Genomic DNA, 22721 nt, shown 5'->3' with positions numbered 1-22721 from the left:
AGAGCTAGAAGCATTTAATAGAGTTATTGTCACCATCATCGTTTTTGTAGCTTACAAAAATCTGATCAAGATTCTCATCGTATTCTACTTTAACGAGATAATTATCAAATACTCCAGAGAACATGTATCGACTTTTCATCGAAACAAATACCGATAGGTAAATTGTATTATCATTTGGACTCTCTAGCTCAACTTGATTTAGAGAATAAATATTAAATTTTAATTCGTCGGCATCAACAGAGAAAGCGGCCTTTTGTCCATCTAAACAAACCTTCTTATAGTCTCTTTTGATGGTATCCATTACGATCTCTTCAATTTGCTCTGCTCCCCAGCCAGTTTTTGCACCCCAGCCAGTCTTGAAATCAATATCGATTTGATTTTCTTTATAAGAAAATGGCTTCTCGCTAGAAATTAGTGCGAATGTATTAAATGAGATAATAATAGATAGTAAAATTGATTTAAGCATTTCTTTCCCTCATGTATGATGAGGTATTTATCCTATACCAAGGCATTTTCATCAAGTAAGTGTGTAATATATTTAGGTACTTACTAAATAATTTTCTCTATCTGTCGATATGTAAACTATGGAAATTAGGGGTATAGACCTATTTAGCTATATTGATTATCGTCAGTACTTAGAAGATATCTATCTAGGCCGTAAATCTGTTGATAAAAAGTATACATTTGGCCGTTGGGCCAAAGAACTTGGGATCTCAAGTGTCTCAGGACTTACCATGATTATCAAAGGCCAAAGGCATCCTGGGCCTCAGATCACGGCCATGTTAATTAAGAACCTTGAGTTAAATAAGAAAGAAGCAGAATTTTTTCAGACCTTAGTTGATGCTAAGAAAAACTCTAAGGGTGATGAAGAAACTTTTAAGGCCATTGTTGAAAAACGCACTTCAGATGTAACAAGGGCCGATCGCCAAGTTGAATTTAAATGGGAAATGGCACTATTAAGAGAGATGCTTAAGTGGAGCGACTTCAAGACTGCTAAAGACCTAAGTGCTAAGAAAATGATCTATAAGGGACAAGAAGACTACTCACACATTTTAAAACAAATGAAGAGTGCAAAGATCATCAATATTGAGAATTCAAAAATATACTTAAATAAAGAATACACTCCACAGTACAAGCTTGATATGTCACAATTTCTCCCTCTTCATAAAGAGATTTGTGATCTATCGGCCGATAGTTACTATCTTCCAAAAGAGCAAAGGGTCTTAGAGCACTTTCTCATTAATGTAAAAAGATCAGACCTACCTGAAGCAAAGAAGAAGATTATGAAGTTTATTGATGAATTCACAGAGGAATTTGACTGTGAAAGCGGAAATAGTGAAGAGCATCAGATCTTTACCCTATCGACACTCTTCTTTCCATTTACTGCTTAATCATTGTATTAGAAATCATTATACTTGATAACTTTCCAGGGCCCATACAATGTAGCCTCACTTGCATCTGCTTTTCAATCTGCGTGTGGCCGATTAGAGCACACTGGGAAGGTATGGCATAATTATATTTTAGCTTTGTGCTAACCTTATCCTCGTCACTTGTAATTAAGCGAATATTGTCACCAAAGAGTCTCTGCATATCAGTATAGATTGCGCCTTTAGAAGAACTCAGCTGTCCCATCTGAAAAATCTGAGAGAAGTTTCCACCAGGAAAACTTGACTCACGATTAATCGCAGTCTTTGAAGTGCTGATAATTCTTTTGCCATCAGTTACAACAAGGTGAATATGATAGCGTCCTTCGATATAAATCGAATAATTTTGCTCTTCTTTATAGACGGCCAAAATTGAAGCAAGTGGATCATTCCAATCACTCTCAAACCTTAATGTTCGTCCACCTCTAGAAAGCTTGAAAGATAGCTTATTTAGCTCTTGTTGGCGTGTAATCAAATACTCACTTATAAAATCACCATCAGCAGTCGAGCGAACTGTGGAAATATTCGACTGATGAATTTGAAGAGATCTCCCCTTTTTAATAATTTTAAAATTTTGGGTATCATCAAAGATAATCTCGTAATATTCATTGAAGCTAACTTCACCAAGAGCATAGACGATTCTAACTTGGCCACTATTTTGAGACTCTTTATCTTGTTCAAGAAATGAAACAAATTGTAATTTCTTAAAGAAAGGTAGATCAAGCATTTCTCTAATCTTTGTATCAAATTGATATGACTCTAAGGTTCTAATTTGTAACTTCACCTTATCATCTTCAAGAGATGGCAATAGATAATAAGGCCTCTTTTTTTGTATATTATTTAAAAAGTCGATTGGGTCTGTATTATTATCAACTTGAGGTAACTCAAAAACCTTACTGACAAGTGGAACTAAGACACTCCCAAGCTTATTCGTTTGCGTTCTTATAAAATTGAAATATGGACGTCCTCGATTAAAATCCAGCCCACCAAATTGAGTTGCATTCAAGCTCCATCGAGAGTGCTCTCCAAAGAGTGGCCTTCCTCGCGAATCAAATGATTCAAGAATATACTCACGATTGTTAGATGATGTACCATAGACAAGAATATCAAGCTGACCATCAATATTCATATCCACTTTCATGACGCTAATAACTTTTATATCCTTAGAAAATTGAATCTGAAATGGTTCAAAGCTTTGTCTCTCTTCAGACAAGTAGAATATACTCTTTAGCGAGCGGTTATTTAAAACAAAGTAGTCTTGCGAGCTTTTCTTGGCGTCAAATTCAATAACTTTTTGCAATTGAGAACTTTTAATATTTGGTGCAATTCTCAAAAGAGCACCAGCTGCAATTTTTGAAACCTGTTTCTTATAAGAAATAGGAAGAGGCACAAAGAACTGAGCATCAAAAGATTTATCAGAAATAAGAGCATCATCTTTTACGAGGCTCAACTTAAGCCTTTGCCAAGTATCAATATCAAGACTTGGTATTTTTACACTTATTTGAACTCGGTTTAAACCTTCTTTTAGTGATATTTGACGGCATGTCTTTTCATCGTATATCACCATCGAACCGAGGCAGATTCTTGCATCTTCGAGTACATATTTAGAATAGATATCAAAACTTAGACTGGCGCCATAGTTATCATCTACTATTTTATCAATTGTGATACTATCCACCCCTTTTGTTAAAATGACTGGTGGCAGAGGCTTATTAAAACCAGTACTAAATGAATCCATGAACTTTTGATAGTCGGCCATTAAGAGATCAGATTCAGAAAGAGTTCTTGAATAAGATTTTAATTTTGCTAAAAAGTCATAGCTATTAATGGCCAGGTCTTTTAATTTAGCTGCAGCGGCAAGGGCCGTAATATGTGCAATAGAAAAAGATGTCCCCGTTTTAATATCATAATTACCGACACGTAGAACCGTTGATTCCATACTTGATGGAATTGTACCAACAAGTTTTTCTCCTGGAGCATAGATATCAACAGTCTGGCCGTAATTAGATGAAGATACTTTTTGACCTTGAATATCAATTCCACCTACACAGACAACACCGTTATAATTACAAGGAAAGATATTTCTTCGTTTGTTATTATTTCCGGCCGAGGCAACAACAATAACATTCTTCTTTAGAGCATAATCAATTGCACTAACAACCTGAGGAGTCTCGATAACTTTTGGGATCCCTAAAGATAGATTCAATACTTGTGCGCCATTATTTACGGCAAAAGCGATGGCCTTGGCCAAGTAGCTAGAGACAACTTTCCCATCATGAGTAAAGCCTCTAAAGTTTGTGATGGCCTTAACTGGCATAATTTCAATATTCTCAGGAAGTAGTCCATCAATACCAACACGATCTTTTTTGGCAGCTAAAAGTCCTGCAACAAATGTACCGTGACCAATCTCATCAGAAACATTCCCATTTCCATCAAGGACATTATAACCGTGACAAGGTAGGGCCTTTTTCTCTTCTTCAGTCTTACCGACACAACCTGGGTAGAACCAAATATTATCTTTGATTTCAGGGTGATTCACATCCACGCCAGTATCGATAATAGCAACAATAACCTTGGAGCTGCCAAATTGATCAAGCTGGGCCTTAGTGAAATAATTAATGTCAACACCCTTAACACCATCAATATTTTCAAATCCTAGCTCAGATGTCTTTCTAATATATGACTGGCCCGTATTTTTGATATTCCATTGTCTTTGAGATAAGTCGATACCAAAGCTACTTTGAGTAATAATAGAGCACATAAGAATAGAAAGAGCTGTGACTTTATTAAAAATCATTTTAGAGTCTCCCTATACCATAGCCCTAAGACTTCGGCCTTGATCATCCCAAGAACCTTAACAAGCTTATTAATTGGCCCACCAAAATTTCTCGAATTAATTTTCCCATAAGAATTACCGACAATTGGCTTCATCATTAGCTCACTTCCAACACGGTAACCTGATAATTGCGATTCAATATAGATATTATCTTCGCCAAAAAAGTCGAGTAGTGTCTTTGCATCAACATACTTAGCAAAGTAGTGTCCAACATGGGCCAAACACTTAAGTCCCTTTTGCGTTTTATTCTTATTTAAATACTTATTACACCAATAAAGCTTACTTCTAATGGGATCGAGATCACCACAGCGAAGCTTTTCAGAAATCGTACGGCCTGTATTATCGTTGTCTCGCCCACCACGTCTAAAACATCTTCTAATCTTCATTTTACGTGTGATTTTATCTAGATCTTTTGAAGTAATTGAAAGAATCTTCTTTACCGATTTATCAAAGAAATGAATCTTACTCTCCAGTCGCACAAAGTGCATATCTCCAGCATCATTGGCATCCGAAGGTGTATAGAAATTAAGATTGAAGGCCTCATTTTCTTTCTTAAGATACTTCTTAATTGTCTTTTCCTTCATGATGGCCTTTTCATGAGTCTTTCGATAATGCATATACAATTCATTCATATTATCGAGAGTTGGCCTAGCATCAACATCACTTAGCTTAGATTCAAACTTTGTCTCATATGTTGTTGCGGCACCAAAAAGGTCCTTTCCAGGGTTTTTATAATAGTGCTTTGCTTCTTCAATCATAGGAATGTAGCTCTTATCAAAGCTCACATCTAAGTTATTAATAAATTTCTTTAAATTATAAGAGGCAATATTCTTTAAGAATTTTCCAACAGCAATCCCGTCCATCTCTCCAAATGTTGATGAAATCAATTTGATATTGACTTGATCCTTAATTTTAACAAAGAGTTCAGTAATCGACTTAAAGGTACGAGAGACGAAAAATAAGAGATTTAGGTTAAACGTTTTATCTTTCGAATTGTTATAAACTTGAATATCTTCTGGCCCCATTGCCTCATTAGAGCGATCTCTGAGTATTGATAGAAACTTGGCCGCATTTTGTGAAAACACTAAATCATCTTGTTCTGGGTCCATATTTATTTCATAGAACTTTAAGTCCAGCTTCGATTTAATTGATGCAGCTTCACTCATAATAATTGGGATTAAATATGAAATTCCACCACGAGCTCTAACTTCATTTACATTGGCCTCATCATAGTAAACTTGAAATTTATACTTTGATTTTCGAGTAATATGAATTCTTGAAAGTTCTTTGTACTTAGTACTAATCGAACCATATCCATTGGCCACACCAAAAAGAGGGGCATTTAGAGACAGTGTTACATCTGGAACAACAGATGTTGAGATAATAATCGACTCTCCTATTCCAAAATTTTGAGAAATTTCATTATAAATTGCATGAAGATCTTCTCTTCTTGTTTCATTATTAAGATCTGAAATATTGATTGATTCTTTTAATCTCTCTTCGATATTACGTAGTGTCTTACCAACTAACATATTCTTATAAGGAGTCTTAATCGCCTCCCTTAGATCTTGCAGGGGCCTTACATGAGTATAGCTTGTATTGATTCCAATATTTGGAAAGACTGAACCACCAGTTGTTTGTGAAATAAACCTTTCAAGCCCAATGAAAAGCCCTAGGTTTGTGGTAAATCCAATTGTGTCAGCAAGTTGAACGAAGTTATCTGTTCCAAGACTTTGTCCTACAACAACGTCGCGGCCAAAGATAATATTTCCTCTAACGACAGGTGACTTCCAAGAAGAAAAAGGAAGAGGTGGAAACTCTCCGTGCTCAGCGAAGTAATCAAGAGCAAAGTCCTTATTGGCCAGAAAGTCTTCTTGTAACCACTTCACCTTGGCCTTTGATAAGTCAAAAGCACTTAGGCCTTCACTAATTTTTCCAGTAATCCATTTAAAAGTACTACTTTGTGCTTCTGAAAAAAGAAAGGCCGGAATATCATCCATTGGCGACTTACTAGCTCCAAAGCTAAATTGGCCAGCATAACCTTCAAAGCTGTGTGGAATAAGAAAACCATCTTCAACAAGAGGATCTTCGATATCTTTCTTATATTCAATAAGAGGGGCATTTATCTTTAATGTCGAGATAAGATTATTTCGTCGACCGATAATCTTTTCGATTAAAAGCCTTTCAACAACTTTTGGATAGTGAGACTGTTTAACGATTTGTGTGATTTCATTGCGATTTAAATTTCCTATCAATCTTGCAATCCATTTTACATCATCATAGGTAGCACTGAAATCAGTAGAGCTTGGATATTCAAAAAGTAGATGATCATTTTTGATCTTTAAAAAATTAAATGAAAATTTATTAATTGATTCTTCTAAATTTAGAAGTGAATAAACAACAATTAAGCTTCTAAGAGTACGAAGATCTTTAGTATCATTAATTGAAGTTAGGGCAACGTCATAAAAATCATCTTCTTTAGGATGTCTTACGAAAATATCCTTTAAGATAAGGTAGTCACTTCCCTCTTCGACAAGCCAATTCTTATATGAAGCTCCCAACTTAATAACGAGCTCTACATCTTTAAAGTAGTCTTTTTGTTTTTCGTCTTTGAAATTGATTTTAATATTCTTAAGGTATTTAGAAGTTGGAACAACATAGCCTAAGCCTCTAAGCATATTCTTACGAAGAAGAATTGTATGAAGTGTTTTTGAAAGGTGTACTTGAAAATTACCTTCACTATTTTGGGCATTAAATCTAAGGACACCAGCAGGAGAGCTGATAACTCCAGAGAAGCTTAATGAGTCAGCGTCTCTAATTGGTAAGAGAGCATCGTCCTTAAAACGAGAAAAATTATTGGCCCCATTCCATAGATTTGATAAAACAGGAGAAAGAGTTGAGAGATCAATGCCTTCGGCCTGTAGCTCATAGGCCTGTTCAGAATCAATTGGGCCATATTCTATACTATAAAGATCCGATGCCGGTAGGGCCTCACCATTTATGGCAACAAGTCCATCGGCGGCAAAGACCTTTGCCGTTAAGATCGAAATCACTAAAATCAATATACTTAAATTTAAAATTTTCATTACGCTCTAAAGTAACAATATTTGGCGCTAGAATTGGATCTTTTGAAAGATCTACAAGTGCTGTTTAATCGCTGTACAAGTTCAAAATAAAAGGGCCCATTCAGGCCCTCTTAAATGTGTGGTATTTGGATATAATTTCAATAGCTTATAATTCAATTGAAAGTAATTCTGGAAGGATAACATCCTCGATATTTTGAGTTGTTGTCCCAAGGTGTCCAGCGACATCATCAAGAACTTGCTCACGTGCACTAAGATCGTTCTTAGCTGCCATAAACTCTTCAATCGATTTTCCAGTAAAGTGCTTGATATTATTTGCAATTGCCTGCTGATCTTGCTCAAGAAGTTCACCATCTTTTGCGTTTTCAAGCATTTTCTTGATTTCTTTTTCCATTGTCACAAGAGAAAGTGCCTTATCAGCTGGAAGTTTGAAGGCCTGAGAATAAAGAGATGCTTTATTAAACATTTGAAGCTCATCATCATTGGCGGCCATTAGACCTGTATCCATTGTCTCTTCTTCATCTTCATAGTAGTAACCAGTGTCAAAACCTTGGAATACTGGATCACCAAAAACATCTGATCCAACGTAGTCAACGATTTCATAATCGTCACCCCAACCGTCACCAATAATTCCTAAGTCCCATGCATCATCTGATTGAACGTCACGGAATTCATCTGCAAGACCTTGGTTATTTGAGTAATAGTCCCAATAAGCAAGAGTTCTAAGGTATGTAATATCAACTGCTACGAATTCATTATACTTAGCATCGAAGTAAACAAAGAAGTCCTCTCTAAGAGAATCATACTGATCCTTCTCAAGAGTGTTTAGGTCATAGTAATAAGGATCAACACTATTTAATGCCGATACAAATCCTTGTGCTGTTACGTATGGAGAAGTGTATCTTCCATAAGTCGACGATGATCCAGAGCCTCCGCTTCCACCGCAAGAAACAAGTAACGTACCAAGTGCTGCAACCGCTAATAATTTTTTCATTTATACTCTCCCTCAAAAAAATTGAAACCTTTGCTATTCAGCAAGGCCAGTCATTAATAAAATCTTCGTGATTTTAAAATTAGAATAATGAAACTAGTTCAAGATCCATGCCAACTTTTTTCTCACAAACTTGATGCATTTAGTACCATATTGGCCCTAAAGTGGATTTTTTACTGGTGCTATAAGAAACTGTTAGAAAAATTGGGTTCAAGATGCACCTTGCACCGTGACAAATCAATGCTCCGCGTTCCAAAAATGTTTTAGGATCCTTTTAAGATTGACCACTTAGACAATATTACTTATATTTTATTTTTAAAATATAAAGGTTATTTCACGATGAAAGAAGCTATGGATATGGACATTGAAATTGTTGAAAAGAGACTACTTGAGTATCTTCCTCATTATGAGGCCTTCTTTTCTAAAGTTGGTTTTAAACGCATCGAAGGTGCCGTCTTTGGCGTACTCGTCTATTCTTCAAGGCCACTTGCTTCAGATGAAATCGAAAAAATTCTTGGGCTTTCACAGCCGGCAGTTTCTAGTGCTTTAAAGACTCTAGCAACATATAAGATGGTCATCTCTCATGATCATCCTGAAATTAAACGCATGAAAATTCACGAGGCCAATGATGATGCCATCAATATTGTCTCAAATATTGTAAAGAAGCGTGAACTTGAGATTATTGAAGAGTTTGAGAATATCACTGCTGAATCACTAAAACTCGTCCATGATGAAAAAAGAAAGAAGCGTTTAACAAATATCTTAACAACTACTCGCTTTGCTAGATCGCTTAGCGAATTTATCATTTCAATCAGCAAAGAACTCGATAACCCTTATATGGCCATTGAAAAATTTCCGATGGTAACGAAAGTCTTAAAAAACTCCCTCACAGATATCAATCAAATCAAATCTGGGATTACTTCAGGGTTAAAGAACTCTTTCTTAAATATCGTATCAAAAATTGAAAATGAAAAACATAATAATGGAGTCAATGAATGAACCTATCACGAGTCGTTATCACAGGTGTGGGCCTAACTGCACCAAATGGAAATAGCTTAAAAGAATTCCGCTCAGCTCTTTTAGAGCAAAAGTCAGGAATCACATATGAAGAAGTACGTTTTATGGGGCAAATCCCTGTAGGAAAATGTGATTTTGACGAAAGAAAGCATCAAAAAGGTAAAATGAGAAAGCGCGGAACTCGTGTTGGTGGTATCTCTGTTTACTGCTCAAAAGAAGCATTAGAAGATGCTGGATTAGATATTAATTCAATGGATAAGTCTCGTATTGGGATTTATCTAGGAATTACTGAACATGGCCCAGTTGAAACAGAAGAAGAGTTATTCCAATTTTATAAGAATAATGATGAGAAGCCAGAGCTTTGGACTCACCATCATAACCCTAGAACAGTTGCCAACGCACCTGCCGGAGAGGTTTCTTTAAATCTTGGAATCACAGGACCGCATTATACAATTGGTGCTGCATGTGCCGCAGGAAATATGGGGGTTATCCAAGCTGTTCAAATGCTTCAACTTGGGGAAGTCGATCTTGCTCTTGCCGGTGGTGTTTCAGAATCATCAAACTCATTTGGGAACCACGTCTCATTTAAAGCACAAGGGGCACTAGCAGACTACCCTGAAGATCAAACTCGTGCTTCACGCCCACTAGATAATAACAGAAACGGAATTGTTATCTCAGAAGGCGGATGTGTTTATACACTAGAAAGACTTGAAGACGCTCTTGCTCGTGGTGCAAAGATTTACGGTGAAATCGCTGGCTACCATACAAATAGTGATGCAACGGACTTCGTTCTTCCAAACCCAGAGCGCCAAATGGAATGTGTCCATAAGGCCATCGCTAAAGCAGGAATTACAATTAATGATATCGATATTGTGAACCTTCATGCAACTGGTACAAAGATGGGAGATATCCAAGAAGTTGCTGGTATTAAAGAAGCTTTCAAAGATTCACCAGAAGTTGCTGTCAATTGTACAAAAGGCTTAATCGGTCATGCCATGGGAGCGGCCGGAGCACTTGAACTTGCAGGAAATCTTCCAAGTTTTGAAGATGGCCTTGTTCACCCATGCCACAAAATTGATGAGATCGATCCAGAGTGTGCCATGGATCAGCTTGTACTTGAAGCACCATTAAAGAAAGACGTGAAATATATCCTTAACAACTCATTTGGGATGTTAGGTATTAATTCAACATTAATCATAAAGAAATACGAAGCTAAGGCTTAAATTAGAAACAGGAGAAAAATATGACACCAGAACAAGTAAGACAAATCGTAGTTGATATTATTGCAGACATCGCAGTTGATGATGATGTTACATCTATTGATGATGCAACTCCACTAAGAGATCAACTAGACCTAGATTCAATGGACTTTCTTGATATCGTTATGGAACTTAAGAAACAACACTCAATCGAAGTACCTCAAGAAGATTACCCTGAGCTTGCTTCTATGAATTCTTGTGTTGCTTACCTAACACCAAAATTCCAGTAAGTTTAATAAAGGCCACGTCACGTGGCCTTATTTCAAAAGAAATAATATGACACAAAAATATGACGTAATTGTAATTGGCGCTGGAATGAGTGGACTTGCCGCAAGTATCCGACTTGCGATGTTTGGCAAGAAAGTTGTCTGTTTAGAGAAGCACTCAATCTCTGGTGGCCTTAATTCTTATTACAGACGTGGAAAGAGAAATTTCGACGTAGGACTTCACGCCCTGACAAATTTTGCAACTCGTGGTGAGCGAGGAAAACCTCTCACGAAACTTCTTAAGCAATTAAGACTACCGTGGGCCGAACTTGATCTAATTGAACAGAAGCAATCAAAGATCATCTTTCCAGAAACAAGTCTCACTTTTACAAATGACTTTGCAGTTTTAACACAAGAAATTGCTGATAAATTTCCTGCATCAATTGATGAGTTTAATCAATTTGTTGCCTATATTAGAGACTTCAATGAAGTCGCCTTAAATAATGAAACTTATATGGCAAAGGATGTTGCCAGAAAATATATAAAGAATGAAAAGCTTATCTCCATGATCTTCGCTCCCCTTCTAATTTACGGATCAGCATGGGAAGATGACATGGACTTTTCTCAATTTGTTATCATGTTTAAGAGTATCTATCTGGAAGGTTTTGCTAGACCTGATGGTGGAGTTAGAAAGATCATTAACCTCTTACTTGATAAGTATGAAAAGCTTGGTGGAGAGCTTCGCTTTCGCGCAGGCGTTTGTTCAATCAACACAAATAATGAGAAAGTAACAAGTGTTACATTAGAAAATGGAGAAGTACTTGAGTGTGACAAGGTCATCTCTAGTATGGGCCACCCTGAAACCATGGCCATTACAGAGGGACAGACTTCGCAGAAAGTCGCTGTTGGGCCAATGACTTTTTGTGAAACAATTCTTTGTCTTGATGAGCGTCCAAAAGACTTTGATATGAATGATACAATTCTTTTTTACAACGAAAGAGAAGATTATCAGTATCGCGGGCCTAGTGACTTTATCGACAATAAAAGTGCCGTTATCTGCTTTCCAAATAATTTTGCCAATGACGATAGTGATGAAGGCATTATCCGTCTTACCTATATGGCAAATTATGAAAAGTGGAAAGAATTGGTAAGCACTGATCGTAAGGCTTACCTGGCCATGAAGAACGAAGTCTATGAACAATCGCTTCAAACATTAAAAACACTTTATCCGAATGCTTCTTTGGATGAAAATGTGAAATTTAAAGATGTCTTCACACCTCATACTATTGAGCGCTATACCGGTCACCTTCGAGGTTGCGTTTACGGTTCAACTGATAAGTTAAGAGATGGAAGAACTCCAGTTCAAGGACTTTATCTTTGCGGAACAGATCAAGGTTTCTTAGGAATTATTGGTTCTATGTTAAGTGGGATCTCCATGGCAAACCTTCACGGACTAATGGAATAAAAAGGAAAGATTCGAATGAAATATAATAATGTCGTAATCGAAGACTATGCCTATATAGAGCCTCCAGAGGTTCTAACGAGTGATAAATTAGAAGAACTTCTTGAGCCGATTTATACAAGACTTAAACTGCCTCACGGAAGGCTTGAGCTTATGACAGGAATAAAGTCGCGCGGATTCTGGCCGAACTCAACTAGGCCTAGCTCCATTGCTAGCGAAGCTGGAAATATTCTCTTAGATAAGCTTTCTAAGAAAGGCATTAAAAAGTCAGATGTAAATCTTCTGATTAGCTCAAGCGTATGCCGTGATTTCTTAGAACCTTCAACGGCATCCGTTATTCATGCAAATCTAGAGATGCCAAGTGAGTGTATGCTCTTTGATATTTCTAATGCATGTCTTGGAATGGTTAGTGCATGGGAAATTGTGGCAAATATGATTGAAACGGGTGCCATCAAACGTGCCATTATTGTTTCAGGTGAAAATAGTGCACCTCTTTTAGAGAACACAATTAAGACATTGAATGAAGATCAAAGCATTACGAGAAAGTCGGTAAAGAAATTCTTCGCAAACCTTACGATCGGCTCTGCTGGAGTCGCCTATTGTCTTGCTCACAAAAGCGAAGCACCAAATGCACCACAAATCACTTCAATCACTAATCGCAGTGATTCAAAAGCAAATAAGCTATGCCAAGGTGACGGTAATCCAGAGTCACTTGTCATGGAAACAGACTCTGAAGAATTATTAAAATATGGTAAGGCACTGGCAAAGAAAACTTTTGATGATTCAAAACTTAATCCAAAAGAAATTGATATCGTTATTGGCCACCAAGTTGGTAAGGCCCACAAAGAAGTTGTCCTTGGTAAGCTAGGTCTTAATAAGCATGAAACCTTTGATACATTTGACACTCTTGGAAACACAGGTTCCGCTGCCCTTCCAATCACTCTGGCAAAAATGAGTGATGTTCAAGGGATTGAAAAAGGTAAGAAAATCGCCCTCGTGGGCATAGGCTCGGGGCTTTCATGCTCAGTCCTAGGAGTAACTTGGTAATGAATATGACAGTAAATACATGGCAACATGAATACCCTTTTAGAAATAACTTTCTTGAAATTGATGGAAAGAAGTACCACTACTTAGACGAAGGAAATCCTGAAGGTGAAGTAATTATCATGCTTCATGGTAATCCAACGTGGTCATTCTACTACCGTAATATTGTAAAAGAATTACAAGAGGACTATCGCTGTATTGTTCCAGATCATTTTGGTTGTGGACTTTCTGACAAACCTCAGGACTATGAGTACACATTAGAAAATCATATCAATAATGTCCTAATGCTTATTGACCAACTAGAGATTAAGAAATTTAAGCTTCTTGTTCACGACTGGGGAGGAGCGATTGGAATGGGTGTAGCGACTTCAAGGCCACAAGATGTGACAGGAGTCATCCTTCTTAATACTGCGGCCTTTAAATCTCTTGATATTCCAAAGCGTATCGCACTTTGCAAGCTTCCAGTAATTGGAGAGCCAATGGTAAGGGCCTTTAATGCCTTTGCATGGCCTGCTACATTTATGACAACGACAAAACCATTAGCAAAGCATATTAAGGAAGGCTACCTTCACCCATATGATAATTATGCTAATCGTATTGCAACAGCTCGCTTTGTTAAGGATATACCTTTATCAAGTAGTCATCCTACATATGCAAGACTTTCTCAAATTGAGGATAATCTTAAAAATGTAACATGCCCTAAGATGTTTCTTTGGGGAGCACAAGACTTTTGCTTCAATATGAAATTCCTAAAACGTTGGAAGGATTTCTACCCACCAGAAAGTGCAGAAACGAAGTATGTCGTTTATCAAGATGCTGGCCACTACGTTATTGAAGATGAAAAAGATAATTGCCTCAAGGAAATAAAAGGTTTCTTAAATGAATATCGCGCATAGGATTGAGAACTGGGCCCAGAAAACACCTGATAAGGTTTGTATTAAGTTCCCAAGAAAAACAGGTAGTGGTTACTACTATGATGAACTTAGCTTCAAAGAGTTTAATGATCTAAGCTCACACTATAGTGCTACTTTAAGTCTAGAAGGTATTCAAAAAGGAGATAAAGTTCTACTCTTTGTTAGGCCTTCATTTGATTTCCCGGCACTGACATTTGCCCTATTCAAAATTGGAGCAATACCGATCTTAATTGATCCGGGGATGGGCCTAAAGAATCTATTTAAAGCGATTAAAGACGCAAAACCTGACTATTTAATTGCTGTTAATATTGTTCATATTCTTAGAATGTTTAAAAAGGACAGCTTTAAGACAATTAAGAAGTTCTTCACAACAGAAGGCAAGATCTTTCCACACCTAACAACAATCAAATCGTTAAAAGAAAGAGACCAACTTAGTTTTGAGACGCAAAAAGTAGAAAGTAGCGACCTTGCTGCCATCCTCTTTACTTCAGGAGGAACTGGGCGACCAAAGGGCGTTGAATACACTCATGAAATCTTTAATCGTCAAACAGATGTCTTACAAGAGTTATTTAACTTAACACCAGAAGATGTCGATGTACCAGGATTTCCACTCTTTTCATTTTTTACAATGTCCATGGGTATGACTAGTGTTATCCCTGACATGAACCCTAGTAAACCTGCAAAGTGTAACCCCGAAGCACTTGTTAAAAATATTAATGATAATGGCGCAACATTTATTGCTGGCTCACCAGCGATCTGGGAGCGTGTTGGTGACTATCTAGAAAAGACAAATCAAACTCTTAAAAGCGTAAAGCATATTGTCATGTTTGGTGCGCCAGTTAGAAATGAAGTCCATGAGAAATTAATAGCACGCCTAGAAAGAGAAGATGCCGACACATATACACCATATGGGGCAACAGAGTGCTTACCAGTAAGTTGCTTTAATGGACGTGAAGTCTTAACGAACACTCAATTTGAAACGGCCCAAGGCGGTGGTACTTGTATTGGTCAACCTTGCCCAGGTGTAGAGATTAGAATTATAAAGGATGTCGATGGTGTCATCAAAGACATTAAAGACACAAAGCAACTTGCAAAGGGTATGGTTGGTGAAATCATCGTTCGCACCAAAACAGCAACTGCTGCCTATCATGAGCTTCCTGACAAAACTCGTGAGGCTAAAATCTATGATGGTGATACTTTTTGGCATCGTATGGGTGATCTAGGAAAGATGGATGCTCAAGGGCGTGTTTGGTTCTTTGGCCGAAAGGCCCACCAAGTAAAGGCCCATGCAACGACATACTACCCTATTTCAACGGAGGCTATTTTTAACAAGCATCCTCAAGTTAAAAAATCTGCTCTTATTTGGACCCTTAGAAATAACCGTGTTCGTCCAGCGCTAACGATAGAGCCAACAGGTAGAGTGATGAACAAGTCTAGGCTCAAGCAAGAGCTAAAAATTATGGCCAATAAATATAGTCACACAAAAGATATCGATGAAATTTTTATTTGCTCTAAATTCCCAGTCGATATTAGACATAATATTAAAATTGATCGAAAGGCCCTAGCGCAAATGGCCCAGCAAGGAAAACTTAGGTAATAATATGAAAATTCTCGTCACTGGTGTAACTGGCTTTCTTGGCCATCATATTGCGAAAGACCTTCTAGGCGAAGGCCATGAGGTCATCAATTTCTCAAGACGTCACACAAGTGAGGTCGAGGAACTTGGAATCAGAACACATCAAGGTGATTTAACAAATTTTCAAGATATCAAAGATGCTCTTACAGGTATAGATGCTGTTTTTCACGTTGCTGGAAAAGTCGGTATGTGGGGAAAGAAAGAAGATTTTGAAAGAATCAATATCGACGGGACAAAAAACCTTTTAAGAGCAATGAAGGAAGCTGGCGTTAAGTACCTGGTCTACACAAGTACACCTAGTGTTGTCTTTGGAAAAGAAGAGATAAAAAATGGTGACGAATCCCTTGCCTACCCAGAGATCTATTTAAACGAATATGCCAGAACAAAGTCAGTGGCAGAAAGGCTTGTCTTGGAAGCAAATGAAGCAAACTCGAGACAACTACTAACCACAGCAATTCGTCCACACCTTATTTACGGCGAAAGAGACAAGAATATCATTCCTACATTAGTAGAGAGAGCTAAGAGTGGCCGTCTAAAAATTATAGGAGAAGGTAATAATCTTGTGGACATCAACTATGTTGAAAATGCTTCACTAGCACACGTTATGGCCCTTAAAGAACTAATTCAAGAAGCAAAGAATCAAGGGAAGGCCTATTTCATTGGCCAAGAACGCCCGGTAAACCTATGGCACTTTATCAATGAAATCTTAATGGCAAAAGGTGTTGCACCATTAACGAAGAAAGTATCATTGAAGTTAGTTTATCTTATTGGAGCGATTTGTGAGTTCATTTACAAGTTAATTGGCAAGTATGAGGGCCAGCCGGCCATGACAAGATTTGTGGCCTTACAAATGGGAACCTCACATTACTTTAAGCACGACAATGCTCTAAAAGACTTTGGCTACTCTCCTAAAATTTCAATTGAAGAATCAATTGAGAAGATAAAAAACTAAAGCACTGAGAACAAGTCGGTAGATTAAGAAATAGCCAAATTGGATACGCTTAATTAACTTCATAAAGAAGTGAATTGTGGCAAGTCCTACGACAAATGAAACGATAACGCCCACAACACAACTTAGCATATCAAATTGTGCTCCTTGCGGGTTGCCTATAAGGTTGTATGTTTTAAGTAAAAAGGCCGCAAAAATTAAAGGCAGTGATAGTAGGAAAGAAAAAGAAGAAGCGTCTTCCTTTGATAGTCCTAAGAACCTCGCTGCAGTAATCGTAATCCCCGAGCGTGAAACTCCTGGAAAAATAGCAAGAACTTGAGAAAGGCCAATCACAATTGAAGAAGAGGCCCTAAAACCTTCCATATTCTTATTTGTTTTACCAATTCGATCTGAAATAAAGAGAAGAATTCCAAAAAAGGCCAAGTTAAAAGCAATAAAGACTTCGTTACGCCCATAGTTTTCAGCAGTTGATTTTAAAATTAGTGCAAAGAATCCTGTAAAGAATGTTGCAATGAGAAAGTTCTTAGTGAAGTTATCGCAGCTCTTACCGGGAATCAGAAATAGCACAGCATTTTTTACAATTCTTTTCACATCATTAAAGAAATAAATCCCTACGGCCAACGCCGTACCAACGTGCATGGCAAGATCAAAGAAGATACCTGGATCTTTAAAATCGTAGATAAAAGGTAGAAGTGCGAGATGCCCTGAGCTAGAAACCGGTAAAAACTCTGTTAGCCCTTGAATTATTCCATAGACGACTGCCATCCATAATGTCATCTCTCAACTTCCTTTGTTACTTTTAACGCTTGCGTTTGCGCTTACTCTTTTTAGAACGTGTCCCCTTTCGTGGAGACTTCTTTAATGCCTTCTTTTCATTGTCTTGTGAAAGCAAATTAATATCTTTTAATTTTAGAGCAAGAAGGATGTCATTAAAACCTTTAATTGTCGCCTTCGAATAAGAATTCTTATTTTTGTCCATGGCCAATTGAAAAACCAGACTAAAGCGCTGTAAGGCCGAACGAACACTAGCGATATAGTCTTCATTTTGTGATTCTAATGCCCTCCTAGCATCCATCTTATAGTATTCTACAAGAAAGTTTTCCAGTCCTCTTGTATAGTCGCGAGTAAACTTAATATCTGTTTTATTTGAAATAAGATCAAAGCCGGCAAGTGGATTAAAGATCCCATCCTTTACCCAAGTTTGCAGTCGTTCATTTACTTTTTCTCCCCATCTCGCTTTAAAGAAAAGTGTATTTGCGAAAGCTGTTTGGGCCTTATCATTATCAAGGTTTCGGTCCCAAATGCTCTTGTAAACAACAGGCTTTAAAAGGGAGAGGCTAAAGAAAGTTTCGCGGTAAATGATATTTTCACCTGAATAGTCTTTTTTCCTTATGAGAATATTTTCACCGCTTTTGATAAAGTCGATATAGTTGTCATTGGTAATTTCAAGTAATTTCTCTAGCTCAATTTTAAGCTGTAGATAAGGTAGAAATTGAAAATGCCCTTTTAAAATGAGCCTAGGAATACTCTTATAATTGACGAGAAATGCATTTGAGATCAGTTCAAAAAGCTCAAGACTTGCTCTACCACTTAGGTAGTAAAGATCATCATCTCCCCTTTTTGACAATTCTAGCACCTTACTCAACTCAGGATAATATAGATCAAAAAGAAATAAGTTATCACGGGCGATCTTTACAAGTGAATAAAGATCAAAGCGTGATGAAATTTTAAAGATACCCTTATTTTTAAGTTTCGTATCCCAAATTGATATTAATGGACGATAGATCGTTTTTGAATCGACCTTTCTAATTTCAAAGCTAGGCCTTATGGTAAATCTTGAATTATCTAAATTGGTAAAACTTGAAAAACCTAGACTTGTGGAACCAATTTCGGTGAACGATTCAAAATCAGTAATCTCTCCTTCCACAAAAGTCTTTAGACCAAAATCCACAAATTGACTACTAAATAATTGCTGCTTATACATGAGGGCACTAAATGGTGTGAGCCCAATCGAGACAACACAAATTATTGTAGCAACTAAGTAAGATAATACTTTTGATTTATAAGTAATTCTCGAGGCCGTAAGTTTCACACTTATTGGTGACTCCACCCCTCTTGCAAATATATCCAAAATGAGTCGCACTGGTAATAAGATCAAGCGCATGATGGCACCTAATCTTTTTTGTATGGCCGAGCCCGCTGCAAGTCTAACACCACAAACATATTGGCCGAGCGTGATACTAAAGAATAATGAGCAATAGAATACATAGAGAAAGTATGTAATCAAGTAGACATAAAGATGTTGGATTGAAGCACCAAGGTTTTTAATATTAAAGATTGCATTTGTAATAGATAAAATAAACTCACTACCCAAAAGCCCATAACTTATAAATAAGCAAAGGCATAAATCGATAATGGTAGCAGTAATTCTTAGGTAGCGATTTGTATAAAACGTCATAGATAATTCAACCAACGGCCACTATTTTTGGCACTCAAATTTTAAATATTCTCAATTATAGAAGTATTTTAACACCATGAAATCTCATGTTCCATCACATAAAATCAGCGACTTATTTGCACCCTTGAGTATTTATTTAACCAATTCATTAGGTCAAGCATCAATTCATTAATAAAATAAAGAAAATTACTAAAATGTCGATAAGTATAAAGCATTGAATTGACAGGGGAAGTAAAGTGAAAAGATTAACGAAGGCCAAAGAGCAAAATAACTTAAGAAAGAAAGGAACAGGTTCCTCTTTCAAAAAAGTTAAAGTCAGCGTAATGGCGTTAACACTTATTCACTCATCTATTCCGATGAGCGCATTCGCTTTTAAGAAAAATGGTGAGTCTTGGTCAGAGTTCACATCTGGTTCAGGAATGAAGACTGTTATTGGTGGACTAAATATGATTGGGGATATCTCTCAACAAATGTACAACCAAGGACGCCTATCAAACACTGAGATCCAAGCACTTCAGGCCTTCAACAAATCAAAGGCCGATGCTCAACAAAAACTTCAGTCAAGAAGAATGCACCCTGCTTTTAACTGTCCTCTTGCACCAGAGCCAATTCTGGCACCAAATGGGGCCTGTAGTATTGGTGGGAATCTTAAGATCCCTGAGCAAGCACTAGAGTTTGGACAAAATATTTTAAATGAATACACAAGCTTTCTAAAACCAAGAAATACTCCTCCATATGTTGGTTCTCAATGTATTGAGGATGGAATGAAGAGTATTCAAGATAACTTTGCTTCAATGACTTCTCAGTATGATCGCATGATTGAGCAATTCGAAGCAGAACTTAAGAAAGTAGCAGAAATTCAAAAGAAAAATAGAATTAAGATCAAAGAAGTTCACGCTCTACTTAATGGTGGTGGAAATAATGTAAGTCAGGACTTCATTAATACTGACTTTAATAAAATTATGCCAGCTTCATGTGTGGAAGCATATGATGTAAATAAAATCATTAAGAAGCAAGGTGGACTTGTTGGCCTAAAAGATAGAATGAGTAGTGATGACCGTAAGGCAAAACGTTTTAGAGGAAGCTCTCTTATCACAATGAGAAATCAAATTGAATCTGATAAGAAAAAGGTTGCTCAAAGACTTGCGACAGGTGGTTACGATGAAGCTCTAAGAGAAGACCTTTTTAAAGGAACTCAATTTGCTAACCTATTTTCATCAGCAAGAACTTTTGCAGCTCAAAATACAACAGCTAAACTTAAGAAAGTACAAACAATGCTTTCAAGCCTAGGTGTTAGTGATGCTGACCTTCCAAAGTTTGATGATCCAAGTTTCTTAATTAAAGTTGATCGTCTCGCTTCAAAATCAGAAGATTCATACAAAGAAAAATTTATTATTGACTGTATGACTGGAAAGAATGCTGCTGCCTACTCGACTCCAATTAATCAGGCAGTAAACTCATTTGATAATGTTAAGCTTGGAAACCAAGGTGACACGCTTTCATCATTTAAAAGAGCAGCATCTAATGCATTCTCTGATCCAACATCTCTCTCTTCTCTAGATAGTGTTGCGAACTCATTTAACAATAATGACATTAGAATTACTGTTTCTAACAGCAGTGGAAATAGTGTGACAAAATCAGCTAAGGAATACTATAGCGATATTAAGAATGAATGTGTTGCTATCTTCAATGGAGATCTTAAGCCAGCTGGTGATGTGGCAAAACTAGAAACATACCGTGCAGAAGCAAAAGCTCTAAAAGCAGAAGCTAAGAAACTTCAGTCTCTAACAAAGAGAACTCTTGCCTCAGAAGGCGACGGAAGTATCATGGCGGAAATTGATGAGCTTATTTACAATTGTAATGGTAATGCAGTTGAGCTTAGCAAGTGTGGGCCAGATGTATATGAAACATCAAGCAAATCATTTTGTGTAACTCAAGCTGCAGCTTGTTCTGACAATGTAAACACATGTGCTACTTTTACAGAGACACTTGTGAATGCAAAGACAGCAGAACTTAAGCAAAAAGCAGATACTTACAATGCTCAAATGCAACAATATGAAGACAAAGCAAAGGCCCTAATGGCACAAATGCAAGCTCATATGCAAAAGGTTTCGGATCATGCTTACAAGAATATGTTCCCTAACCTAACTCCAGAAATGGCAAGAGCATATGGTATTCCTGCTTCTTCTGGTCTTACATTTGGTAAACTTCAAGACCTTGATCAACCAATGGATGAAGCAGAAACAAAAGGTATCCTACTAGAGAAAGATCCTGAAGCCTTTATGCGCGACCTACTAGCAGGAATGAATGGTAATAGTGCAAGCATGAGAGCTGATCTTAACAAGTGGTTTGAGAATCAGAACACTCACCTAGCCTCACAAGTTGAAAAGATTAACCAAAGTCTTCAAGAAGAAAGAGGAAAATGGCAAGAATTCGTTTCAAATTGTGCGACAGCTATTAATGACAGAAACCAAGCAGCACAAAAGGCCGCGAAAGAAGGTGCAGAAAAGGCAGCTGAAGCATCACAACAACAAGTTGAGTTCTGCTACAAGCTAAAAGGTCTACAAGACTCAAGCCCAGGACCTGGTTGTACAGGTGACAATAATGCAAGTGACCTATACTCAGATGCAACAGAAATTGCTTCTATCCTTCAAGCACAATCAGGAGGGCAATCACCTCTTCAAATGGCAATGAATGGTGGATCTTCAAGTACTCTAATCTTTGAACAGATTTCTGAGTATAAGAAACTATGTGCAAGTGCATCGGCAGAAGGAAGTATTCCATCAGATGGTGAATCAAAAGATTCAACAAATAGTGGAAAATCTCTTGCTCAACTACAAAGCGCTTGTTCAAACAGTGGGCAAAATGATGATCAGCTAATCACTTCTCTAACGACGAAACTTACGGACAATCTTTCAGAAGAAGAAAGTAAGTATAAAGAAGACATTGAAAACTTCATTAACGATGACACTCAGATTGGAGATGATGCACTTAAGGCAATCTCTGACAAAAACCTAATCATCGCTCAGCAAATTCAGTCTCTAAAAAATAGGGCCTCTGAGATTAGTGGAGATTATGAAGGTAAAGGACTTTGTAAGATGCTCTCATCAGGACGTGACCAGTATGTTGGTAAACTATGTGATGGAAAAGCTGATACAGCAAAAGAAGAGTGTATTACTAGAGAAAGAAAAGACTTTGAAAAAGATAAGCTAGTTGCTTTAGGAGTTGCTTACGAGGCGAAAATCATTACTCAAATTAGCTCTCCAGGACTTCAAAGTGAATGGAACCGTATTGGTGAGAAATATAGTGGAACTGCTTGTGCGGCCATTAATGGATCTCAATATGGCCAAAAAGGATTTATTCCAGGGCTTATTGAAAAGATCGATCGTGACTTAGCGTCAGATGGAATGATTCAGTAACTCGATAGAATAGAATATATTGA

General features: G+C 37.2%; 16 protein-coding genes. 10 read left to right on the top strand and 6 right to left on the bottom strand.

Annotated features, from left to right (window positions below; all coding sequences use genetic code 11):
• Nucleotides 1-4 precede the first annotated feature (4 nt).
• Complete coding sequence (locus ABMA72_RS00915) at nt 5-466, bottom strand: hypothetical protein (RefSeq protein WP_392860503.1); 462 nt, start codon at nt 464-466, stop codon at nt 5-7.
• A gap of 118 nt (nt 467-584) precedes the next feature.
• On the opposite strand from ABMA72_RS00915, the gene ABMA72_RS00910 reads away from it, so the two are divergent.
• Nucleotides 585-1391 (top strand): TIGR02147 family protein, encoded by an 807-nt coding sequence (locus tag ABMA72_RS00910; protein WP_392860502.1) that lies wholly within the window; start codon nt 585-587, stop codon nt 1389-1391.
• Here ABMA72_RS00910 and ABMA72_RS00905 read toward each other — a convergent pair.
• The 3 genes from ABMA72_RS00905 to ABMA72_RS00895 form a co-directional block, all read right to left on the bottom strand.
• Complete coding sequence (locus ABMA72_RS00905; RefSeq protein ID WP_392860500.1) at nt 1381-4221, bottom strand: S8 family serine peptidase; 2841 nt, start codon at nt 4219-4221, stop codon at nt 1381-1383. The genes ABMA72_RS00910 and ABMA72_RS00905 overlap by 11 nt on opposite strands.
• Nucleotides 4218-7313, bottom strand: coding sequence for a hypothetical protein (locus ABMA72_RS00900; protein WP_392860498.1), 3096 nt, complete (start codon nt 7311-7313; stop codon nt 4218-4220). Before ABMA72_RS00900 ends, ABMA72_RS00905 begins: the two co-directional genes overlap by 4 nt.
• Nucleotides 7314-7491: 178 nt before the next feature.
• Entirely contained in the window at nt 7492-8337 is an 846-nt protein-coding gene (locus ABMA72_RS00895) for a hypothetical protein (protein ID WP_392860496.1), read from the bottom strand.
• Between the two features lie 336 nt (nt 8338-8673).
• Here ABMA72_RS00895 and ABMA72_RS00890 point away from each other — a divergent pair, with 336 nt between their 5' ends.
• Genes ABMA72_RS00890 through ABMA72_RS00855 form a run of 8 tightly spaced genes read left to right on the top strand, consistent with a single transcriptional unit; the run spans nt 8674 to nt 16824 of the window.
• Nucleotides 8674-9333: a GbsR/MarR family transcriptional regulator gene (locus ABMA72_RS00890; protein WP_392860494.1), complete on the top strand. Its 660-nt coding sequence runs from the start codon at nt 8674-8676 to the stop codon at nt 9331-9333.
• Nucleotides 9330-10574, top strand: a complete 1245-nt coding sequence (locus ABMA72_RS00885) for a beta-ketoacyl-[acyl-carrier-protein] synthase family protein (protein WP_392860492.1) — start codon at nt 9330-9332, stop codon at nt 10572-10574. Before ABMA72_RS00890 ends, ABMA72_RS00885 begins: the two co-directional genes overlap by 4 nt.
• A 20-nt stretch (nt 10575-10594) precedes the next feature.
• A complete protein-coding gene (locus ABMA72_RS00880) occupies nt 10595-10840 on the top strand; it encodes an acyl carrier protein (protein ID WP_103217109.1) in 246 nt (81 codons plus the stop codon).
• Between the two features lie 46 nt (nt 10841-10886).
• Complete coding sequence (locus ABMA72_RS00875; RefSeq protein ID WP_392860490.1) at nt 10887-12281, top strand: phytoene desaturase family protein; 1395 nt, start codon at nt 10887-10889, stop codon at nt 12279-12281.
• Nucleotides 12282-12296: 15 nt separating this feature from the next.
• Nucleotides 12297-13325, top strand: coding sequence for a 3-oxoacyl-ACP synthase III (locus ABMA72_RS00870; protein ID WP_392860488.1), 1029 nt, complete (start codon nt 12297-12299; stop codon nt 13323-13325).
• The gene (locus ABMA72_RS00865; protein ID WP_392860486.1) at nt 13325-14218 is read left to right on the top strand and encodes an alpha/beta fold hydrolase; all 894 of its coding nucleotides are present in this window, start codon (nt 13325-13327) and stop codon (nt 14216-14218) included. Before ABMA72_RS00870 ends, ABMA72_RS00865 begins: the two co-directional genes overlap by 1 nt.
• Nucleotides 14202-15833: a fatty acid CoA ligase family protein gene (locus ABMA72_RS00860; protein WP_392860485.1), complete on the top strand. Its 1632-nt coding sequence runs from the start codon at nt 14202-14204 to the stop codon at nt 15831-15833. The genes ABMA72_RS00865 and ABMA72_RS00860 overlap by 17 nt, the downstream gene beginning before the upstream one ends.
• A gap of 4 nt (nt 15834-15837) precedes the next feature.
• Nucleotides 15838-16824 (top strand): NAD-dependent epimerase/dehydratase family protein, encoded by a 987-nt coding sequence (locus ABMA72_RS00855; protein WP_392860483.1) that lies wholly within the window; start codon nt 15838-15840, stop codon nt 16822-16824.
• Here ABMA72_RS00855 and ABMA72_RS00850 read toward each other — a convergent pair.
• Together ABMA72_RS00850 and ABMA72_RS00845 are read right to left on the bottom strand one after the other, a co-directional pair.
• Entirely contained in the window at nt 16801-17598 is a 798-nt protein-coding gene (locus tag ABMA72_RS00850; RefSeq protein WP_392860482.1) for an undecaprenyl-diphosphate phosphatase, read from the bottom strand. The genes ABMA72_RS00855 and ABMA72_RS00850 overlap by 24 nt on opposite strands.
• A 22-nt stretch (nt 17599-17620) precedes the next feature.
• A complete protein-coding gene (locus ABMA72_RS00845; RefSeq protein WP_392860480.1) occupies nt 17621-19279 on the bottom strand; it encodes a hypothetical protein in 1659 nt (552 codons plus the stop codon).
• A 236-nt stretch (nt 19280-19515) separates the two neighbouring features.
• On the opposite strand from ABMA72_RS00845, the gene ABMA72_RS00840 reads away from it, so the two are divergent.
• A complete protein-coding gene (locus ABMA72_RS00840) occupies nt 19516-22698 on the top strand; it encodes a hypothetical protein (protein WP_392860479.1) in 3183 nt (1060 codons plus the stop codon).
• The last annotated feature ends 23 nt before the right edge of the window (nt 22699-22721 follow it).

Source organism: Halobacteriovorax sp. CON-3 (assembly GCF_043196995.1).
Lineage (GTDB): Bacteria > Bdellovibrionota > Bacteriovoracia > Bacteriovoracales > Bacteriovoracaceae > Halobacteriovorax_A.
Note: the sequence above shows the minus strand (reverse complement) of the source record. Positions and strands in the feature narration are given on the sequence as shown.

Coding starts and splice junctions, on each gene's coding strand:
- ABMA72_RS00915 (WP_392860503.1), bottom strand. CDS start 466: ATGCTTAAATCAATTTTACTATCTATTATTATCTCATTTAATACATTC.
- ABMA72_RS00910 (WP_392860502.1), top strand. CDS start 585: ATGGAAATTAGGGGTATAGACCTATTTAGCTATATTGATTATCGTCAG.
- ABMA72_RS00905 (WP_392860500.1), bottom strand. CDS start 4,221: ATGATTTTTAATAAAGTCACAGCTCTTTCTATTCTTATGTGCTCTATT.
- ABMA72_RS00895 (WP_392860496.1), bottom strand. CDS start 8,337: ATGAAAAAATTATTAGCGGTTGCAGCACTTGGTACGTTACTTGTTTCT.
- ABMA72_RS00890 (WP_392860494.1), top strand. CDS start 8,674: ATGAAAGAAGCTATGGATATGGACATTGAAATTGTTGAAAAGAGACTA.
- ABMA72_RS00885 (WP_392860492.1), top strand. CDS start 9,330: ATGAACCTATCACGAGTCGTTATCACAGGTGTGGGCCTAACTGCACCA.
- ABMA72_RS00880 (WP_103217109.1), top strand. CDS start 10,595: ATGACACCAGAACAAGTAAGACAAATCGTAGTTGATATTATTGCAGAC.
- ABMA72_RS00875 (WP_392860490.1), top strand. CDS start 10,887: ATGACACAAAAATATGACGTAATTGTAATTGGCGCTGGAATGAGTGGA.
- ABMA72_RS00870 (WP_392860488.1), top strand. CDS start 12,297: ATGAAATATAATAATGTCGTAATCGAAGACTATGCCTATATAGAGCCT.
- ABMA72_RS00865 (WP_392860486.1), top strand. CDS start 13,325: ATGAATATGACAGTAAATACATGGCAACATGAATACCCTTTTAGAAAT.
- ABMA72_RS00860 (WP_392860485.1), top strand. CDS start 14,202: ATGAATATCGCGCATAGGATTGAGAACTGGGCCCAGAAAACACCTGAT.
- ABMA72_RS00855 (WP_392860483.1), top strand. CDS start 15,838: ATGAAAATTCTCGTCACTGGTGTAACTGGCTTTCTTGGCCATCATATT.
- ABMA72_RS00850 (WP_392860482.1), bottom strand. CDS start 17,598: ATGACATTATGGATGGCAGTCGTCTATGGAATAATTCAAGGGCTAACA.
- ABMA72_RS00845 (WP_392860480.1), bottom strand. CDS start 19,279: ATGACGTTTTATACAAATCGCTACCTAAGAATTACTGCTACCATTATC.